Annotated in this window: 15 protein-coding genes; 11 read left to right on the plus strand and 4 right to left on the minus strand. The window is 43.4% G+C overall.

From position 1 onward, the window contains the following. Positions 1–206: 206 nt before the first annotated feature. From BLQ60_RS09455 to BLQ60_RS09475, 5 genes are all read left to right on the plus strand, one after another. Positions 207–1,382: a carbohydrate porin gene (locus BLQ60_RS09455; RefSeq protein ID WP_244516018.1), complete on the plus strand. Its 1,176-nt coding sequence runs from the start codon at positions 207–209 to the stop codon at positions 1,380–1,382. 224 nt (positions 1,383–1,606) lie between these two features. Then, a complete protein-coding gene (locus BLQ60_RS09460) occupies positions 1,607–4,027 on the plus strand; it encodes a glucose/quinate/shikimate family membrane-bound PQQ-dependent dehydrogenase (RefSeq protein WP_092619383.1) in 2,421 nt (806 codons plus the stop codon). A gap of 213 nt (positions 4,028–4,240) precedes the next feature. After that, positions 4,241–5,884, plus strand: coding sequence for a nitrite/sulfite reductase (locus tag BLQ60_RS09465; RefSeq protein ID WP_092619386.1), 1,644 nt, complete (start codon positions 4,241–4,243; stop codon positions 5,882–5,884). Further along, positions 5,877–6,362 (plus strand): DUF934 domain-containing protein, encoded by a 486-nt coding sequence (locus BLQ60_RS09470; RefSeq protein ID WP_092619389.1) that lies wholly within the window; start codon positions 5,877–5,879, stop codon positions 6,360–6,362. Before BLQ60_RS09465 ends, BLQ60_RS09470 begins: the two co-directional genes overlap by 8 nt. 186 nt (positions 6,363–6,548) lie before the next feature. Continuing rightward, a complete protein-coding gene (locus tag BLQ60_RS09475) occupies positions 6,549–7,019 on the plus strand; it encodes a VOC family protein (RefSeq protein ID WP_092619392.1) in 471 nt (156 codons plus the stop codon). A gap of 65 nt (positions 7,020–7,084) precedes the next feature. Here BLQ60_RS09475 and BLQ60_RS09480 read toward each other — a convergent pair whose 3' ends face one another. Together BLQ60_RS09480 and BLQ60_RS09485 are read right to left on the minus strand one after the other, a co-directional pair. Continuing rightward, entirely contained in the window at positions 7,085–8,260 is a 1,176-nt protein-coding gene (locus BLQ60_RS09480; protein ID WP_092619395.1) for a thiolase family protein, read from the minus strand. Positions 8,261–8,399: 139 nt separating this feature from the next. Beyond that, on the minus strand, positions 8,400–8,927 hold the full coding sequence (locus BLQ60_RS09485) for a pilus assembly FimT family protein (RefSeq protein WP_244516013.1): 528 nt from the start codon (positions 8,925–8,927) through the stop codon (positions 8,400–8,402). A gap of 492 nt (positions 8,928–9,419) precedes the next feature. Between BLQ60_RS09485 and omp38 the strand changes: the two genes are divergently transcribed. Further along, positions 9,420–10,529, plus strand: a complete 1,110-nt coding sequence (omp38, locus tag BLQ60_RS09490) for an outer membrane protein Omp38 (protein ID WP_092619398.1) — start codon at positions 9,420–9,422, stop codon at positions 10,527–10,529. A 244-nt stretch (positions 10,530–10,773) separates the two neighbouring features. Continuing rightward, positions 10,774–11,889 carry an OmpA family protein gene (locus BLQ60_RS09495; RefSeq protein WP_092619401.1) on the plus strand — a complete coding sequence of 372 codons (1,116 nt, stop codon included), beginning with the start codon at positions 10,774–10,776 and terminating at the stop codon, positions 11,887–11,889. Between the two features lie 94 nt (positions 11,890–11,983). Here BLQ60_RS09495 and BLQ60_RS14065 read toward each other — a convergent pair whose 3' ends face one another. Then, positions 11,984–12,151 (minus strand): hypothetical protein, encoded by a 168-nt coding sequence (locus BLQ60_RS14065; protein ID WP_171259089.1) that lies wholly within the window; start codon positions 12,149–12,151, stop codon positions 11,984–11,986. Between the two features lie 16 nt (positions 12,152–12,167). Next, positions 12,168–13,373: an RtcB family protein gene (locus BLQ60_RS09500; protein WP_092619404.1), complete on the minus strand. Its 1,206-nt coding sequence runs from the start codon at positions 13,371–13,373 to the stop codon at positions 12,168–12,170. A gap of 442 nt (positions 13,374–13,815) precedes the next feature. Here BLQ60_RS09500 and BLQ60_RS09505 point away from each other — a divergent pair, with 442 nt between their 5' ends. The 4 genes from BLQ60_RS09505 to nirD all read left to right on the plus strand — a co-directional run bounded on the left by BLQ60_RS09505 (position 13,816) and on the right by nirD (position 20,857). After that, positions 13,816–14,652, plus strand: a complete 837-nt coding sequence (locus BLQ60_RS09505) for a PhzF family phenazine biosynthesis protein (RefSeq protein WP_092619407.1) — start codon at positions 13,816–13,818, stop codon at positions 14,650–14,652. Positions 14,653–15,201: 549 nt separating this feature from the next. Continuing rightward, on the plus strand, positions 15,202–16,548 hold the full coding sequence (locus BLQ60_RS09510; RefSeq protein ID WP_092619595.1) for an MFS transporter: 1,347 nt from the start codon (positions 15,202–15,204) through the stop codon (positions 16,546–16,548). Between the two features lie 111 nt (positions 16,549–16,659). After that, a complete protein-coding gene (gene nirB / locus BLQ60_RS09515; protein ID WP_092619410.1) occupies positions 16,660–19,200 on the plus strand; it encodes a nitrite reductase large subunit NirB in 2,541 nt (846 codons plus the stop codon). Positions 19,201–19,252: 52 nt separating this feature from the next. After that, positions 19,253–20,857, plus strand: a complete 1,605-nt coding sequence (nirD, locus tag BLQ60_RS09520) for a nitrite reductase small subunit NirD (RefSeq protein WP_092619413.1) — start codon at positions 19,253–19,255, stop codon at positions 20,855–20,857. Positions 20,858–20,863: the final 6 nt, after the last annotated feature.

Raw genomic sequence — 20,863 nt, forward strand, 5'->3', positions numbered from 1 at the left:
GATTGAACTCAAAAAGATATAACGATAAAGTTGACTGTTTTAGTCGAATATAAGCACAACACAAGCCATACCAAGCACTACCATAAAAGCAAATATTGTTACAATTAACCCAAACTGATGAGTCATTTATAGAGGTCACTATGTCCAAAGCTGGGCAGTTGCGTATTTTGCAATTGGGTTTTATGCCAACATTATTGTGTGCGGCGATGCTTCAGAGCAGTCATGCACAAACTGCATTTTCAAGTGAAAGTCCGTGGATGTTTGGCGATTGGAATGGTCAGCGTACTGCATTATCACAACAAGGTTATGACTTTTCCTTGGGCTATACAGGTGAGTCGGCGACCTTGCTGGATTCATCTCGTGATAGCGACCATGACACAGAATATACAGGTCAATTGGCACTCGGTGCGCAGTTTGATTTGGAAAAAATCTTAGGCTGGCAAGATACTGAAGCAAATATCACCGTAACATGGCGTGATGGGCAAAACCTCACCAATACTTCGGATGCATTGGCAGGGCAAATGAGTTCTGTTCAAGAAGTCTGGGGGCGTGGTCAGACGTGGCGTTTGACCGATCTGTGGATCAAGAAAAAGTTTTTGGATGAAAAACTGGACATTAAAGTCGGTCGTTTCGGTGAAGGTGAAGACTTTAATAGTTTTGATTGTAATTTCCAAAATTTGGCACTGTGTGGCTCGCAAATGGGCAACTGGGCGGGTGACGAGTGGTACAACTGGCCTGTCAGCCAATGGGCTGCTCGAGTGAAATATCAAATCAATCCAGCAGTTTATGCACAAGTTGGCGTGTATGAGTACAATCCAGAAAACCTAGAGCGTGGCAAAGGCTTTAATCTCAGCACAGACGGCTCGCATGGCGCATTGATCCCGATGGAAGTGGTTTGGCGGCCACAAGCGACGATGCCAGCAGAATATCGTGCAGGTTATTTCCGCAGTACTGTGGATGCCCAGACCATTAACGATGCCAGCAAAACCGATCATCGCCAAGGGTTTTGGTTGTCAGGTAAACAACAACTTACCCAGCATGCGGACGATGCAACACGTGGTTTAACAGGTTTCTTTAATGCGACATGGTTTGATCCTGATACCAATGCTGTGGTGGATATGCAAAATATCGGACTGAGCTATATGGGACTTGCCGATCAACGTCCAAAAGATGAGTTGGCTTTAGGCTTCTCTCGCATTCATCTCAATGAAGATTTAGAGAACCGTGATGTCGAGTTTAACACCGAATTGTATTACGGCATTCACGTCAACAACTGGCTCACTGTGCGTCCGAATGTGCAATATATTAGTCACATCGGTGCATTGGATGACGAAAATGATGATGCTTGGGTCGGTGGCATTAAGTTTATGACAGCGTTTTAAGTGAAGTGTTTAAGTTTAAGTATTTAGAGTTAAATGTTTAAGTTGACGCAACTTTATTTCGTAAAATTTTAATTTCTGTGCTTTAGGCTATTTATGTATTGATCTCTGTGAAGTGATTAAACAAAGTTGGCAAAGCACAGATTTTATTTGAAAAATAGGGTGAATGGATTCGATAAAGTCGGGCAAGTTCAAGCAAGATTTTATCGCATCATTCACCAGACAACATGATTGAGGGCAATCCTCAAACACTAGGAGAATCAGGTATGCGTGTATTTACAGCGTTGATACTCGTGTTATTTGGTGTGATTTTGTTGGGTGGTGGTATTTATCTGGCAGTGCTTGGTGGGTCTTGGTACTACATCATTGCTGGATTGATGTTGCTGGTCAGTGGCGTATTGTTATTGCGCCGTTCTATCGCATCGTTATTGGTTTATGCCGTGCTGATGCTCGGTACCATTATTTGGGCGGTATGGGAAGTTGGTACAGACTTCTGGGCATTAGCGCCTCGTCTCGATGTGCTCGGTGTGCTGGGCTTATGGATGTTAATTCCTGCGGTAACTCGTGGCATTGAACAACCAAAACTGCCAAGCAAATGGGCATTGTCAGGAATGCTAGCAATTGCTGTAGTGTTAATGGCGGTGGCGATCTTTAATGATCCACAGCAGATTAATGGCACCATGCCAACGGCTCAGCCATCAACTGCAAAAGCAGTTGATGGTGTGGCAGATGCGGATTGGCCTGCCTATGGTCGTACTCAAGCAGGTCAGCGTTATTCACCGTTGACACAGATCAATGATCAAAATGTCAAAGATCTTAAAGTCGCTTGGACTTTCCGTACTGGCGATATGAAGACGGCGAATGATTCAGGTGAAACCACCAATCAGGTGACACCGATCAAAATCGGCAACAACATGTATATGTGTACCACGCATCAATGGTTGATTGCGCTTGATCCTGCAACAGGTAAAGAAAAATGGCGTTTCGATCCGAAACTAAAAGCGGATGAAACCTTCCAGCATCTGACCTGTCGTGGTGTGATGTATTATGATGTGGCGAATACCGCAGAGTTTGCGACCAGTTTGCAAAGTCAAAAATCATCGTCTGCGGAATGCCCACGTAAAGTGTTCTTGCCAGTCAATGATGGTCGTTTGATCGCAGTGAATGCTGATACAGGCAAAAAATGTAGTGACTTCGGTGACAATGGCGAAGTGAATTTGCAAAAATTTATGCCATATTCATATCCAGGTGGCTATAACCCAACTTCACCAGGGATTGTTTCAGGTACGACCGTGGTGATCGCAGGTTCTGTGACCGACAACTATTCGAGCAAAGAGCCATCAGGTGTGATCCGTGGTTATGATGTGAATACAGGTGAATTGTCTTGGGCATTCGATACAGGTGCGCAAGATCCAAACGCATTGCCGGGTGAAGGTGGTACTTATGAGCACAATTCACCGAATGCTTGGGCGCCATTGGCTTATGATGCAAAACTTGATTTAGTTTATGTGCCGACTGGTGTGGGTACGCCAGATATTTGGGGTGGTGATCGTTCTGATCTAAAAGAGCGCTATGCCAATGCGGTGCTTGCCATCAATGCCAGCACAGGTAAAATTGTTTGGCACTTCCAAACCACACATCATGATTTGTGGGATATGGATGTACCATCGCAACCAACTCTTGCTGATGTTCAAGACAAAACTGGTCAAATGCGTCAAGCAATCTATGTGACCACCAAAACAGGTAATGTCTTTGTACTTGATCGTCGTAATGGTCAAGCGATTGTCCCGATCACTGAAAAAGCAGTACCACAAACGGTAAAACGTGGCCCGCAAACCAAAGGTGAGCGTTACTCTGCCACCCAACCTTTCTCTGCACTTGATCTTGCACCGCAAGAAAAGTTGCAAGACAAAGACATGTGGGGCGCAACCATGTTTGACCAAATGTATTGCCGTGCCTACTTCAAGTCATTGAACTACGATGGCATTTATACCCCACCATCTGAAAATGGCACCTTGGTTTTCCCAGGGAACTTAGGTGTGTTTGAATGGGGTGGTATCTCAGTCAACCCAGATCGTCAAGTTGCGGTAATGAACCCGATCGGCTTGCCATTTGTCACCAAGCTGATTCCAGCTGATCCAAACCGTGCAGAAACTGCTAAAGGTGCGGGTACAGAACAAGGCGTACAACCAATGTACGGTGTGCCTTATGGTGTGGAAATCAAAGCCTTCTTATCTCCACTTGGACTACCATGTAAGCAACCTGCGTGGGGCTATGTGGCAGGTGTAGATTTGAAAACTCATCAAGTGGTCTGGAAAAAACGTATCGGAACGATCCGTGATAGCTTACCAAACTTAATGCAGTTACCAGCAGTAAAAATCGGCGTACCAGGTCTGGGTGGTTCGATCTCAACAGCGGGTAATGTGATGTTTGTTGCGGCGACACAAGACAACTATATCCGTGCATTTAATGTCACCAATGGCGAAAAACTTTGGGAAGCACGCCTTCCTGCGGGTGGTCAAGCCACACCAATGACTTATGAAAGCAATGGTAAGCAATACTTGGTGATCATGGCGGGTGGTCATGGCTCATTTGGTACCAAGATGGGCGACTATTTGGTGGCTTATGCTTTACCTGATAGCAAATAATCTCAGTCTGATTTAAAAAAGCGAATCTTAAAAAGAGAAAGTCAAAACGCTCACTTCGGTGGGCGTTTTTTGCGTTGTTCATCATTAAAATTGAACCGTGATGATGCTCTTATCAATAAAATCGAAATTAAATATGCAAAAAAAGCATTTTATTGATGAAGTAAATGTCGGTATGCTACACACCTTTCTAGAATGACTTACTAGCTGAACGCCATGTATTTATATACCGACTTCGATCAACAGTTGCTCAATCAACGTGTTGCCCAGTTTCGAGATCAAACCGAACGCTATCTTGCAGGCAAGCTGACTGAGGATGAATATCGTCCGCTGCGTTTGCAAAATGGCTTATATGTACAGCGCTATGCGCCAATGCTTCGTATTGCGGTGCCGTATGGTTTGCTGAACACAACACAATTGCGCAAAGTTGCAGAAATTAGTCAGGAATATGATCGTGGTTATGCACACGTATCAACCCGTCAAAATATTCAGCTCAATTGGTCTGCACTGGAAGATATTCCTGAGATTCTTGAGCAACTTGCAACCGTGCAGATGCATGCGACGCAGACCTCAGGCAACTGTATTCGTAATACTACGACCGATCAATATGCAGGCGTGATTGCTGGAGAAGTCGAAGATCCACGTCCAACTTGTGAGTTGATTCGTCAGTGGAGTACCTTCCACCCAGAATTCGCCTTCTTACCACGTAAGTTTAAAATTGCTGTATCTGCGCTCGAAGAAACCGATCGTGCGGCGACGTCTTTTCATGATATTGGCGTGTATATCGTGCGCAATGACGCAGGCGAAATGGGCTATAAAATCAAAGTCGGTGGCGGTCTAGGTCGTACCCCTGTGATTGGTAGCTTTATTCGTGACTTTGTTGCACGTGAAGATCTGATCGGTTATTTAGAAGCAATTCTACGTGTTTATAACTTACATGGTCGTCGTGATAATAAATATAAAGCACGTATTAAAATTTTGGTCAAAGCACTGACCCCTGAAGTATTCGCTGAAAAAGTCGAAGCAGAATTTGCGCAAATCCAAGATCAAATGAAAGTTGCGCCTGAGCTTTTGGCGAAAATGGATGCAGTGTTTAAGCCATTTGATTATCAAGACTTGCCAAATGAAGATTTCAGCGCATTGTTCGCAGAGCATCCGAAGTTTAAGCAATGGTTTAACGTCAATACCCATGCGCACAAAGTGCAGGGCTATCATATTGTCACCATTAACTTAAAGCGTGCTGGTGTTGCGCCAGGTGATGTGACCACTGAAGAAATGAACTTTATCGCCGATCTTGCGGATAAATACACATTTGGCGAGCTGCGTACTACACACGAACAAAACATCGTCCTTGCTGATGTCCCGCAAAAAGATGTATTTGAACTGTGGAAAATCCTTGATCAAGCCAATATGGCACGTGCCCATATCGGATTTATCACTGATATTATCTGCTGTCCAGGTGGTGATTTCTGCTCATTGGCAAATGCCAAGTCAATTCCGATTTCAGAAGCGATTACCCGTCGTTTTGATGATTTAGATACTGTCTATAACCTACGCAAACTGGATTTAAATATCTCAGGTTGTATGAATGCCTGCGGTCATCACCATGTCGGGAATATCGGTATCTTGGGTGTGGATAAAAAAGGCGCAGAATTTTATCAAATTACCTTAGGTGGAAACGCTGATCATGATGCATCGATTGGTGATATTCTTGGGCCATCGTTCGCTGCAGAAGCTGTGCCTGATGTGGTTGAAGAAATTCTAAATACCTATCTTGACTTACGTGAAGGTGAAGAGCGTTTCCTCGATACCTATCGCCGTGTTGGCATCAAACCATTTAAGGAGCGTGCATATGCTTAATTTGACTCAGCCTGTGCTCGCTAAAGATGGCAGTATTTTTGACAATACTTTTCAGCAAATCTCTGAAGAAGGGCAGTTGCCACAAGGTGATGTTGTACTAACTGTTGAACAGCTTGACCAATTACCGAATGTGACAGGTAAAAAAGCATTATTTTTGACTGCGGAAGATTCACCTGAAACCACAGATTTTCCACTCGATCAACTTGATGCGATTTTTATTGATTTCGCAGGTTTTGGCGATGGTCGTGGTTATTCTTTTGCAGCACTTTTACGCCGTCAAGGTTATCAAGGCGAATTGCGTGCAGTCGGTGATGTCTTTAAAGATGTACTGAATTATCTAAAGCGTTCAGGTTTTGACAGCTTTGTGATTAAAGAAGGTAAAGATATTCAGGAAGCTGCGGCAGGTTTGAATGATTTTACCCATCCTTATCAAGCCTCAACGGCGGTACGTGAAGCAAGCTATCAAACCAGTCGTTAAAAAATAACTCATGCTGTTTATAAAAATCCCGCACTTTGATGCGGGATTTTTTGTGATAGACAACGCAATTCTATCTAATTGAATAATAATCGGATAACAATTCAAAGATAGGATGTTACATGAACACATCGTATATTGTTTATACAATTTTGAAAAATCTAACTTAGGGAACGTGAGGATATAACAATGCAACTCAATCATTACTTAAACTTCAAGGGGCAAACCGAAGCAGCATTTTTATTTTATCAATCTGTCTTTGGTGGCACATTTTCAAATATGACCCGTTATGGTGATATGCCACCCGAAGATGGTGTGAATTTAACCGAGGAAGAACGCAACTTTATTATGCATGTGTCACTGCCACTCAACGAACATACTGAGTTGATGGGTTCTGACTATATGGAAGCCTTCTGTGGAAATAATGCCAAAGGATTTATTCAAGGTAATAACCACTATATTTCCATCAATCTCGTCAATGATGAAACTGAAACACGACGCCTATTCAATCAATTGTCTGTGCATGGTCATATTGAGTGTCCTTTAGAAAAAACCTTTTGGGGTGCATTATTTGGTTCTTTTGTTGATCAATTTGGCGTGCAATGGATGGTGAATTGTCAGCTTGATGCGACACATGATAGTCAAGATATTGCGTTATAAATTTTGAGTCACGAATAAAAAAAATCCCGCACATTGATGCGGGATTTTGTATTTAAACTTTTGAATTAAAGTAATTCAATCGCCACAGCAGTTGCTTCACCACCGCCGATACACAGCGCTGCAATACCTTTCTTGCCACCTGTGCGTTTAAGCGCATGGATCAAAGTCAAGATAATGCGTGAACCTGTAGAACCAACAGGATGACCAAGTGCACATGCACCACCGTTGATATTGACTTTTTCAATATCAAGTTTGAACTCATCAATCGGACACATCGCAACCATGGCGAATGCTTCATTGATTTCCCAAAGGTCAACGTCTTTTGCATCCCAACCTGTTTGGTTCAATACTTTTTGGATTGCGCCAACAGGTGCAATGGTGAACTCAGATGGGTGTTGTGAGTTTGATGCGTATGCAATGATTTTTGCCAAAGGATTTAGACCTTTTGCTTGCGCATTATCAGCAGTCGTCAATACTAATGCAGACGCACCGTCAGAGATCGAACTTGCATTTGCCGCGGTGATGGTGCCGTCTTTAGCAAAAGCAGGACGTAGTGTTGGAATTTTATCAATATTTGCATTGAATGGTTGTTCATCTTTATCAACAACCACATCACCTTTACGCGTAGATACAGTGACAGGAACAATTTCATCGGAAAAATAGCCTTCAGTCACAGCAGTTTGTGCACGCTTCAATGAACGAATGGCAAACTCATCCATTTGCTCACGGCTATACGATTTTGTATTCGCCATGTCTTGGGCAAAAGAACCCATCAGACGACCAGTTTCTGCATCTTCCAAACCATCTAAGAACATGTGATCTTTCACTTCACCATGTCCCATGCGGTAGCCACCACGTGCTTTAGGTAAGATATATGGCGCATTGGTCATCGATTCCATACCGCCAGCTACCACGATACTTGCAGAGCCTGCTTTAATCATATCAGCAGCTTGCATTACGGCTTTCATACCTGAACCACAAAGTTTATTGATGGTCACAGCACCAGTAGAATCAGGAAGACCAGCTTGACGCATCGCTTGACGAGCAGGACCTTGCTTTAAACCAGCAGGCAATACACAGCCCATGATCACTTCTTCAATATCAGTCGGTTGAAGACCTGAGCGTGCAATTGCTTCTTTAATTGATACTGCGCCGAGCTCAGGTGCAGTCACACCCGCCAAACTACCTTGAAAACCACCCATTGCGGTACGGGCACCATTGACAATTACGATGTCAGCCATGAAGAACTCCTTGAATGTTGATTCCAATCGATGTGTAAACTATATTCGATTTAAAAATGTGGCACAAAAATAAAGCGAAACTACACGTTCATTTTCAATGCATGAAATACTGACTATGTTGATGGGGGCGTTACAGAGCTTAGCAAGTGGTAATGCGTTCAACACGCACATGCCCCATGTTGCTTAAAATAACATTTTGATGCAGATTGTTTTGCGAGCAATAGGTGAATGAACCATTCGAACCTCTTGGTAATCCTGTATCAGGCTGAAATAGCAAAGAATTGGTTCTACCGACACCTTGCCATGACAAAGTACCATATCTGAGATTGAAACGAATTTGATCAACGATTTGCTCTGATGAATCACGAAGACGATTGGCATTATTATCATGAAACATAATCATGCCCGTAGACCAGCCTGTGCGGTCACAACTGCTCGAATTACTACTACCGCATAGACCAATACGTTGGTGATGTACATAAGCACGTTGCTTACTATTGCGAATAAATGTAGATAGCGATGTACTGACCCGCTTGGCTTCAAGGCTTGCCATTAGATTTTGAAAATTGGGGAGAGCCGTAATCACAATAATCGCCAAAATTGCCAGAGTCACCATGAGCTCGACAAGTGTGAAACCGACAGCATGCTTTGGAGTGATTCTTTTCAATTTTATATTCCATATTATTGTGTAGTTATGTGGCGTTTATGCAAAGACATATTACACAGCGCTCTGTATTAATTTATTAAAAAATGTGATGAATAGCAAACTAAAAAACTAAAAGATAAACTATATCAAGATAAAGTGAGTCAAAATTGTGAAGAAAAATCATTTAAAAAATACGCCACAGTTACAAAAAAAACCATGTTCTATTTCAAACTTTCATAAAAAAGTATAGAAAAAGCATTTAAATACGACTAGACTGCATGCCAAGGATGAGTCACGATCCTGGGTTCTAGGTTACCGAATAACAACGGTAATTGTAAGGAAATTTGTCAATACTATTGACACTTAGGTGTTGGCACATGGGTTGAATACCCATTTTTTTGTAAAATTTTAGGCAAGTAGCTTAAAAACATATGAAATTGTGTATATACTATGCACAGAAAACAAAGTTTTAGGCTTGCGTTACACAACAAAATGTTAATCTGGAGGCATTCCATGAAAATGAGTCGTATTGCTCTAGCAATGTTAGTTGCTGCTCCTTTTGCAGCTGCAAATGCTGGTATTACAATCACCCCGCTTATGGTTGGTTATCACTGGTATCCTAGCGATACTCAAGACAAGATGCGTGATGAAGCATTGTCTGGTCGTGAAAACAGCCCACAAACTGGTGCAAACGGTAACGGTGTTGCATTACAAAGTGATCTAGTTGTTGGTGCTGCGATTGGTGCAGAGTTGACACCTTGGTTACAAGCTGAAGTTGAATACCAACAAACTAAAGCTGATGCAGCTGCGAACGAAGATGCATCAATCAATGGTCAACCATACGATGCGAAGCATGAAACATTAAGTTTGAATGCGATAGCAACCACTGATGTATTCACTGGTAACTATGACAGCAAAATCAAACCTTATGGTTTGCTAGGTGTTGGTCATTCACGTATCACTGTTGATAATCCTGGTTATGACAACCGTTCTTATGACACGATTGGTAACTTGGGCGCTGGTGTACTATGGCAGTTGAACGATGCATTGACACTTCGTACAGAAGCTCGTGCTATCCACAACTTTGATAACAACTGGTGGGAAGGTCAAGGCTTGGCAGCTCTTCAAGTCGTTCTTGGTGGTCACTTGAAACCAGCTGCACCTGTAGTTGAAGTTGAGCCAGTTCCTGAAGTTGTTGTTCAACCAGAACCAGAGCAACCTAAAGAAATCACTGAAGATCTTAAAATGGAACTTCGTGTATTCTTTGACATCAACAAGTCAAACATCAAACCGCAATACAAGCCAGAAATCGCTAAAGTTGCTGAGAAACTTGTTGAGTATCCAAACGCAACTGCACAAATCGAAGGTCACACAGACAACACTGGTCCACGTAAGTTGAACGAACGTCTTTCACTTGCTCGTGCGAATTCTGTGAAATCTTCTTTGGTTAACGAATTCGGTATCGATCCAAACCGCTTAAGCACTCAAGGCTTTGCATGGGATCAACCAATCGCTGACAACAATACTAAAGAAGGTCGTGCAATGAACCGTCGTGTATTCGCTACAATTACTGGTAGCCGTACAGTTCTAGTACAACCTGGTCAAGAAGCTCCAGCACAATAATTGCTGAGTTTTAGACACTAAAAAGCAACCTTCGGGTTGCTTTTTTTATGTCAAATGTATCAAAAAATTACAAACTTAATGTGAAAAATTGAATATATTAGACACAACTTGTTACTTTCGTGATGAAGTATAGTTGGTTTACAAAGGGTTTGTTCGGTTTGTTGTTTTTCAGCTTCTTTTGTAAATGTTTTACTTTCTTGCAAAGACATTTTTTCAATGCATCGTGCATTATTTGGAGTTAATTATGAATTTAAATCGTTTAACATGTGCTTTGATGTTAGCACTCCCATTCGCAGCAGCTAATGCTGGCGTAACAGTTACTCCGTTGATGGTTGGTTATACTTTTCAAGATACCCAGCACAACAATGACGGCGACAAAGGTGACTTGACCAACTCTGCTGAAATTCAAGACGATTTGTTTGTTGGTGCAGCGCTTGGTGTTGAATTGACACCTTGGTTGGGTTTCGAAGCTGAATATAACCAAGTGAAAGGTGATATTGAAGTCGGTGGTCAAGAGCTCAATGGTGCAGAGTACAAGCAAACTCAAATCAATGGTAACTTTTATGTGACTTCTGATTTGATCACTAAAAACTATGACAGCAAATTTAAGCCATATGTGCTTTTAGGTGCTGGTCATTATAAATACGAATTTGATGGTGCGACTGCGGCAGAACTTGGTCGTGCTGGTCGTGGTCTAACTGAAGAAGGTACTTTGGGTAATGCGGGTATTGGTGCGTTCTATCGCTTCAATGATGCATTGTCACTTCGTACAGAAGCACGTGCAACGTATAATGCAGACGAAGAATTCTGGAACTATACCGCTCTTGCTGGTTTGAATGTTGTTCTTGGCGGTCACTTGAAGCCTGCTGCGCCAGTCGTAGAAGTTGAGCCACTACCAGAGCCAGTACCTGTTCCACCACCAGCACCACGTGTTGAGCAAGAGACGATCAACCTTGCTGCTGATGCATTGTTCAAGTTTAATGGTTCATCAGTATCTGACTTGTTACCACAAGGTCGTGCGACTTTAGATCAAGTGGTTGATGCGGTTAATGGTAACTATACTACGATTAACACGATCGATATCACTGGTCATACAGACCGTTTGGGTTCTGAAAAGTATAACTACGAATTGGGCATGAAACGTGCGCAAACCGTACAACAATACTTGGCAACTCGTGGTCTACAAACTCAAATGAACGTTGCAAGTGCGGGTGAAACTCAACCTGTAACAACGAACTGTACTGGTACTAAAGCGACTGCTGAATTGAAAGCATGCTTACAACCAGACCGTCGTGTAACACTACAAATTACTGGTGTGAAAAAAGTTGTGGTTCAACCAGAACAAGCACCTGTTCAATAATCTATCATGATTTAAAAAGCAGCCCTAGGGCTGCTTTTTTATTGGGTTTAACGTGCTTGAATAGCAAGATCATTCGATGATTGAATCTATGCACTTATTCAGCTTGCCAATCGGTTTTCCGCAAATGTTGCTTGGATGTTTTGCGGTTGCGACGATGTACAGCTTGTGGTTTTTCAGTTTCATGCACACCGCCTTTATGTAAAAGTGGTGATAATGCGACTGGATTGCGCACTTTGATTTTGGTCATTTCTTTGAGTTTCATTGTCTTTTCCTTGATTTTAACCTTTGATACACAGCACTTGTTTGAGCGTGTGTACCACTTCGATGAGATCGGTTTGGTTTGCCATCACTTGGTCAATGTCTTTGTAGGCACTTGGAATTTCATCAACTACGCCTTTATCTTTTCGACACTCAATGCCTTGAGTTTGCGCAATTAAATCCTGTTGATTAAAGAGATGCTTGGCTCGGCTTCGACTCATTTTGCGTCCCGCACCGTGTGAACAGGAACAAAATGATTCTGGATTGCCTTTGCCCTTGACGATAAAGGATTTGGCGCCCATTGAACCTGGGATAATGCCGAACTCATCAAGTCCAGCACGGATAGCGCCTTTACGTGTCACAAAAACTTCCTCGCCAAAATGCAGTTCCTTTTGCACATAGTTGTGATGGCAGTTGATCGCTTCTTTGGTCATCTGAAAGCTCGGTAACAATGGGCGAATCGCTTCTAAAATCAAGCGCATCATTTCACGGCGATTTTCAAATGCATATTCTTGTGCCCATTCGACGGCTTGCACATAATCATCAAAGCTGGCTGAGCCTTCAGCAAAATAAGACAAATCTTTATCTGGCACATGTCCGAAGCGATGTTGCGCCTCTTTTTTGGCACGTTCGATAAAGTATGTACCAATCACATTTCCCAAACCACGACTACCAGAATGGAGCATCACCCACACATCATCTTGCTCATCCAAACATAGCTCGATAAAGTGATTGCCACCGCCCAAAGTGCCAAGTTGCTTCTGCCAAGTGACATCGAAGTTTCTCAGCATGCGCTTCAGTGCAGGGTGCTTGTCGGTGATTTCCTTGAGACGCTTATCTAGTGGCGCAAGCGTTGATGCCTTGGCTTTGAGCTGCTTGTGCATGGCAAAGCCCACAGGCACTTTGCGTTCAATCGCATTACGCAGGGCACTGAGATTGTCGGGTAGTTGGCTCGCTTTTAAGCTCAAGCGCAGTGCATTCATGCCACAACCAATATCCACGCCGACAGCAGCAGGGATGATGGCATGTTTGGTGGGAATCACACTGCCGACAGTTGCACCTTTACCTAAGTGTACATCTGGCATCACTGCAATATGTGAATGAATGAATTGCAATTGTGCCATCTTGCCAAGCTGTTGCATGCTTTCTGCGTCAATATCATTGGTATAGATTTTGACGGGAACGCCGTATTCAGCGTTGGCATTTAAAATTTTTTGTATGCCCATGACGGTTCTCTTTTAAAAAATTGAACATCGTCCGAAGCGTCATGCCTATTTTATTTCAGAGATTGATATTTAATCGTTAAATATCGAAAAAATAGGCAAAAAAAATCTAGCGAATGCTAGATCAATGATTTTTGGCATTCGGACATATGTGTGATTCAACATATGTCCGTGAGCAGACGTATGCAAAATCAGCTGAAGTTGTAATCCATAGAAAAAAGCATAACGTCCTCCTCAGTCGTTGTCAGCCATGCAACATTCTTGGCTGATGCATGGTCAATGAAAATAGAGATGAAATTGATCGTGCAGAAATAAAATGTACGCTGATCAATTTGGCGCCATTGTAGAATAAAAAATCAGCTTGTCAAGCACTAGGGCATTACATGCGGATGAAAAAAAGCTATAGTTCATGTGAAATCATAGATCAATTAAGATGAGCACGTTGATGAAAATGTATCAAGTGGATGCTTTTGCACAGCAGTTATTTCAAGGGAATCCAGCGGCGGTACTGATTTTGGAGGAATGGCTTGATGACAATGTGATGCAAAATATCGCCCAAGAAAACAATTTGGCTGAAACCGCTTTTGTCAAAAAGCAAGATGAGCGAAATTTTGAGATTCGTTGGTTTACACCTGTGGCAGAGGTGGATTTTTGTGGGCATGCCACATTGGCCAGTGCGTTTGTGTTGTTTCAGCTTAATGCCTCACTCAAGCAGTTGAGTTTTCATGTGCGTAAATTGGGTGAATTTATTATACATCAGGCGGACGATGGCAAGATTCATATGAATTTTCCGATTCGCCGTGCTGAGCAGATTGATAACTATCCAGCCGAGTTGCGTGCAGGATTAAGCAAACCGTTTAAAGCGGTATATCTGAGTCCGCAAGCCTATATTATTGAATATGCATCGGTGCAAGATGTGCTGGATGAACAGCCTGATTTCGCCAAATTAAAAACGCTCGGCAAACTTAGAACGGCAATTACTGCATCGAATCGTGATGTTGCGATCACGGCACAAGGTATTGATTCGTATGCGGAGTTTGATTGCGTGTCTCGTTATTTTGCGCCTGCAATGGGCATTGATGAAGATCCTGTCACAGGTTCGATTCATACGGGGATTGTGCCGATGTGGGCAGATCGCTTGAATAAAACCGAGCTGGTTGCTTATCAAGCCTCCAAGCGGGGTGGTACGTTATATTGCAAAATTTTGGATGATGAGCGTATGGAGATTTCAGGTTATGCAAAATTGTATATGGTTGCAGAGATTTTTCCAGAAAATGAATAATTCGATCAGGTTTGTACGCTGATTCATCGTTAAAATATAGACTTTGGTCGTAGATGAGGCGGGTGGTTGCCATGTTTTGGTGCAATCATCCGCTTTTTTTAATGGATTGCATGAAAATTGCTAAATACGTTGCAGTAAACAAGTGAGTCAAAGTGGTGCGTTGTGTGTAATCCTTTGTAAATTAGCGCAATTCAATGCAATCGACTTGGAGAAAATTTGGCAAATCACTCGATCTTGGCGGATCGAAATGGTGAGTGTGATAGATAGTTTAAGTCGATAATGGATGTGTGAGCTGCGTTATTTACAGCACGTCCTATATTTTTAATTTTAAAAATATTTATAAAATACAATTGTTTGAGTTTTAATTATACGTTATTTTTTAAATTTGCATCTAATATTTATAAGTTGGCATGGCTGTTGCTTTATTAAACCGAAGTCAAAGATGACTCCAAATTGCAACGGTCAATGGCGCCCGTTCTGACAAGCGAATATGTGGTTTTAATTTTTTTATCACTGCATCAATACATGTTTAGCTCAGGGGACGCCATTATGTCTATTGATTTATCCGCTAAAAAAGCAACATCCATCAAGCTGTTTAGTTTTTCCACACCAGCAATGCGTGCATTTCATATGTCATGGCTGGCGTTCTTTGTCTGTTTCTTTGCGTGGTTTGCCTGCGCGCCATTGATGCCAGTCATCGCAGGTGAATTTCATCTCACAAAAGATCAGATCGCCAATATCAATATCGCAGCGGTGGCAATCACCATTCTCGTGCGTCTCATCATTGGACCACTCTCTGATAAATATGGCCCTCGTCGTACCTATACCGCATTACTTCTGATCGGTAGTATCCCTATATTTGGCGTAGCAGCTGCCAATAGCTACGAATCCTTCTTATTCTTCCGCCTGTTGATTGGTGCGATCGGTGCTAGCTTTGTCATCACCCAATATCATACCAGCATCATGTTTGCGCCGAATGTTGTCGGTACAGCCAATGCGGCAACTGCGGGTTGGGGTAATGCGGGTGGCGGTGCGACTCAAGCATTAATGCCTTTATTAATGGCAGCCTTGATTATGGTGGGTGTGGATGCAGCTTGGGGGTGGAGAGCAGCGTTATTGGTGCCTGGTGTGATGATGGTTATCGTTGGCATCATGTACTGGAAACTCACCCAAGATAGCCCACAAGGTAATTTTAAAGAATTGCGTGCCATGGGTGTGGAAGCGGGTAGTGGCAAAAAAAGCAGCATGGGCATCTTAAAACAAGCTGCATCAAACTATCGTGTTTGGATTCTTTTCTTAACTTATGGCGCATGTTTCGGCGTGGAAATTTTCATCCACAATATCGCAGCGATGTATTACGTCAATACCTTTGAATTGGGGCTAAAAGAAGCAGGCTTAGCCGCAGGGATCTTTGGTTTGCTGGCGCTGTTTGCCCGTGCACTTGGTGGCATCATCTCGGACAAAGTTGCAACCAGTAAAGGTCTTGATGGGCGTACCAAAGTCTTGCTGATCATGATCTTGGGTGAAGGCATCTTCTTGATTTTATTCTCACAAATGTCTGTGGTATGGATGGCAATCCTTGCCATGACAGTCTTTGGGTTGTTTACACACATGGCATGTGGCGCAACGTATGCACTGGTGCCGTTCGTGGATCGTGAATCATTAGGTGGCGTGGCAGGCATCATCGGTGCAGGCGGTAATGTCGGTGCAGTGGCAGCAGGTTTCTTGCTCAAAGGCATGGTCGATATCCAAACTTGCTTGATGGTCATCGGTGTGTTGGTGGTGGTCGCAGGTTGCTCGGTGATGTTCATCCGCTTTAGCCCTGAGCACAAAGCCAAAGAGCAAAAATTATTTGAACAAGCAGTTGCGGAACGTAACGCAATGGCTGAGGCATAAGCCTGAGCTGTAGAAGCAAAAATAGCAATGAGCAACCAACCCGTTGAAATCAAGGCGGTTGCTCAAAGCCAAAGATAGCAAAACATTGTAAAAAATTGCGGAGAAATTCCCATGAAATTAGTCGTTATTGGTCATGGTATGGTTGGGCACAAATTCCTTGAAGGCGTGCTTGAATATGCGAAAGATGATGTTGAAATTACGGTTATCGCAGAAGAACCACGTTTGGCATATGACCGTGTCCATCTTACTGAATATTTTTCTGGGAAGTCCGCCAAAGATTTGTCATTAGCACGTCAGGACTTTGCCGATGCCTATGGTATTGATCTGCATTTGAATACCCAAGCGATTGCGATTGATCGTGAGGCGCAAATCGTGACTACAAAATCAGGTCAACAAGTCCCATATGATAAGTTGATTCTATCTACGGGTTCTTATCCATTTGTCCCACCGATTCCAGGCAACGATCGTGAAAACTGCTTTGTCTACCGTACCATTGAAGACTTAGATGCCATCCGTGCTGCAAGTTTGACCGCAAAAAATGGTGTGGTGATCGGTGGTGGTCTGCTCGGTCTAGAAGCTGCAAAAGCGCTGGTTGACTTGAACTTAAAAGCGCATGTGGTCGAGTTCGCGCCACGTTTGATGGCAGTGCAAATTGATGACCTCGGCGGTAAAGTTCTACGCAATAAAATTGAAGATTTAGGGGTGGAAGTTCTCACCCAAAAAGGTACACAAGCCATTGAAGATGGAGATGATTTTGTACATTGTATGAAGTTCTCTGATGGCACAGAGCTGAAAACAGATTTGATCGTCTTCTCCGCAGGGATTCGTCCTCGTGACGAGTTGGCACGTCAGTCAGGGCTGGAGCTTGGCGAGCGTGGCGGGATTGTGATCAATGATTATTGCCAAACTTCTGATGAGCATATCTATGCGATCGGTGAGTGTGCGCTGTGGCAGGGCAAAATTTACGGCTTGGTGGCACCAGGTTATGACATGGCGCGTATTGCTGCAAAACATGTGATGCAAGAAGAAACCAATAGTTTTACTGGTGCGGACATGAGCACCAAGCTCAAGCTGATGGGTGTCGATGTCGCATCGATCGGTGATGCACATGGTAATCATCCGTCTGCGGCAAGCTATTTCTATAATGATGACCATGCACAAGTCTATAAAAAAATCGTCATCAATAAAGAAACCAAAAAATTACTCGGCGCAGTCCTCGTTGGTGATGCCAAAGAATATAGCGAACTGCTACAAATGATGCTCAACGACATGGATTTGCCTGAAAATCCAGACAGTTTGATCGTGCCACAATATGGCGGTAGCAATGTCGCATCATCAGGTGGTACAGGTGTTGATCTGTTACCTGATTCTGCGACGATCTGTTCATGTAATAACGTGTCTAAAGCAGATTTATGTAGTGCGATTGCCGACGGCTCGACCTCGCTCGGTGCATTGAAAAAATGTACCAAAGCCGCAACGGCATGTGGTGGCTGTGCGCCACTGGTGACACAAGTCTTAAAAGCGGAATTGCAACGTCAAGGTGTGACCGTCAATAACCACCTTTGCGAACATTTCCCATACTCTCGGCAAGAGCTGTATCACTTGGTACGTGTCAATGAAATTCGTTCTTTTGATGAGCTGATTTCAAAACACGGTCATGGACTCGGTTGTGATATCTGTAAGCCGACTGCATCGAATATCCTCGCTTCATGTTGGAATGACTTTATCCTGCAAAAAGAGCACGCAGGTTTGCAAGACAGTAATGACTATTTCCTTGGTAACATTCAAAAGGATGGTTCTTATTCTGTCGTGCCACGTATGGCGGGCGGGGAAGTTACGCCAGATGGTTTGATCGCCGTTGGTCAAATTGCCAAGAAATATGGTCTATATACCAAAATCACAGGTGGTCAACGTGTTGATTTATTTGGTGCGCAAGTGCATCAATTGCCAACGATTTGGGAAGAATTGATCGCTGCAGGTTTTGAGTCTGGACATGCGTATGGCAAGTCGCTTCGTACTGTGAAATCGTGTGTCGGTAGTACATGGTGCCGTTATGGTGTGGATGATTCTGTGGGCTTGGCGATCTTCTTGGAAAACCGTTACAAAGGTTTGCGCTCTCCGCATAAATTAAAAATGGCAGTCTCTGGCTGTACCCGTGAATGTGCCGAAGCGCAAGGTAAGGATGTCGGTGTGATTGCCACTGAAAAAGGTTGGAATCTCTATGTCTGCGGTAACGGTGGGATGAAACCTCGCCATGCAGAGCTACTTGCATCTGACTTAGATACCAATACTTTGATTCGCTATATCGACCGTTTCTTTATGTTCTATATCCAAACCGCCGATCGTCTACAACGTACCAGCGTATGGCGTGACAATCTTGAAGGCGGTTTGGATTACCTCAAAGATGTGGTGGTGAATGACTCGCTTGGTGTGGCACAAGAGCTTGAAGATCGTATGCAACACGTGGTGAATACCTATCAAGACGAATGGAATACTGCGGTCACTGATCCAAAAGTCCGTGCCCGTTTCCAAACCTTTATTAACTCTGATCAAGCGGATCCACACATTCAGTTTACCCCTGAGCGTGGTCAAATCCGCCCAATGAATGCACAAGAGCGTGATGCAAAACGTATTGCAGTAACGTCTGTATAAAGTGAACAAATTCGAGTTAGCGAAAAGTATTTAAGAATTGAAGGAAACTATCATGACAGAGATGAAGCAAGGTTTAGATTGGCAAAAAGTGTGTTTGCTTGATCAAATCCAGCCAAACACAGGTGTTTGTGCATTGATCGGCGAGCAACAAGTTGCCATGTTCCGTGTTGGAAATGAAAAGCGTATTTATGCACTCTCCAACCACGATCCATTTAGTGGTGCCAATGTCATGTCACGTGGCATTTTGGGTGATATTTTGGGTGAGCGTGTGATTGCTTCACCGATTTATAAGCAACATTTTAGCTTGGCGACAGGGCGTTGTTTGGAAGATGGCAGTCAAAGTTTGCCAGTGTTCCCAACCAAGATCGTTGATGGTGAAGTGTGGGTTTATCCTGAAGCACAAAAAACGTATCTGACCAACGTGGCATTGCAACGTGATCGGATGAAGCTCGTGCTTGTGGGTAATGGCTTGGCAGGCATGCGTTGCCTCGAAGACTTGCTCGATATGGCACCTGAGATGTATGACATCACCGTGATTGGTGAAGAGCCGTGGGGCAACTACAACCGCATCATGCTTTCGCCAGTACTTTCAGGGGAAAAAACCATTGAGCAAATCATGCTGCATGCACCTGAATGGTATGCGGAAAAAGGCATCAAATTCATCGCAGGCGACAAAGCGGTGAAAGTTGAACGCCGTAAAAAGCAAGTGATTACCGAATCAGGTTTAGCTGTAGATTATGATCGTTTGATCTTGGCAACAGGTTCAAAACCATTTATGCCACCGATCAAAGGTAATGATCTCGATGGCGTGCTGAGCTTCCGTGACATTTATGATGTGAATAAAATGATCGAGATCAGCCAAACTAAGCAAAATGCCATCGTCATCGGCGGTGGTTTGCTTGGACTTGAAGCGGCGTATGGTTTGAAACAACGTGGTATGAATGTCACGGTATTGCATTTGATGGATCGCATCATGGAGCGTCAGCTTGACCTTCGTGCCAGTCAAATGCTACGTCAAAGTATTCATGAAAAAGGCATTAAAATCATCACTGAAGCCTCAACTCAAGAGATTCTCGGGCAAGATGGTAAAGTGGTTGGCGTGCGCCTTGCCGACGGTACACAGCTCCTTGCAGACCTTGTGGTATTTGCAGTGGGGATTCGTCCGAATACCGATCTTGCACAAAGTGCAGGCTTGCGTTGCAATCGTGGTGTGGTGGTCAATGACACCATGCAGACGTTTGACCCAAGTATTTATTCGATCGGTGAGTGTATCGAACATCGTGGTAGCGTCTTTGGTTTGGTCGAACCACTTTGGGGACAAGCCTTTGTTTGTGCAACTCACTTGGCAGAGCATGGTAGCTTGACCTTTAAAACCTTGCCGACTCCGACACAGCTGAAAGTCAGTGGTGTGGATGTGTTCTCGGCAGGTAATATTGAAGCAACCGAAGACTGTGAAGACATCGTGCTCAATGATGAAAAACGTCAAATCTACAAACGCTTAATTATCCAAAATGACAAAGTGATCGGTGCGGTATTGTTTGGTGATACTGAAGATGGTGCATGGTATGCAGAGTTGATCAGCGATCAAACACCGATTCACCAAATCCGTAATAAGCTGTTGTTTGGTCGAGATTTCGCCCTAAAACAAGCAAGCTAAGAGATT

The sequence above is a fragment of the Acinetobacter marinus genome, assembly GCF_900096915.1.
Classification (GTDB): Bacteria; Pseudomonadota; Gammaproteobacteria; order Pseudomonadales; family Moraxellaceae; genus Acinetobacter; species Acinetobacter marinus.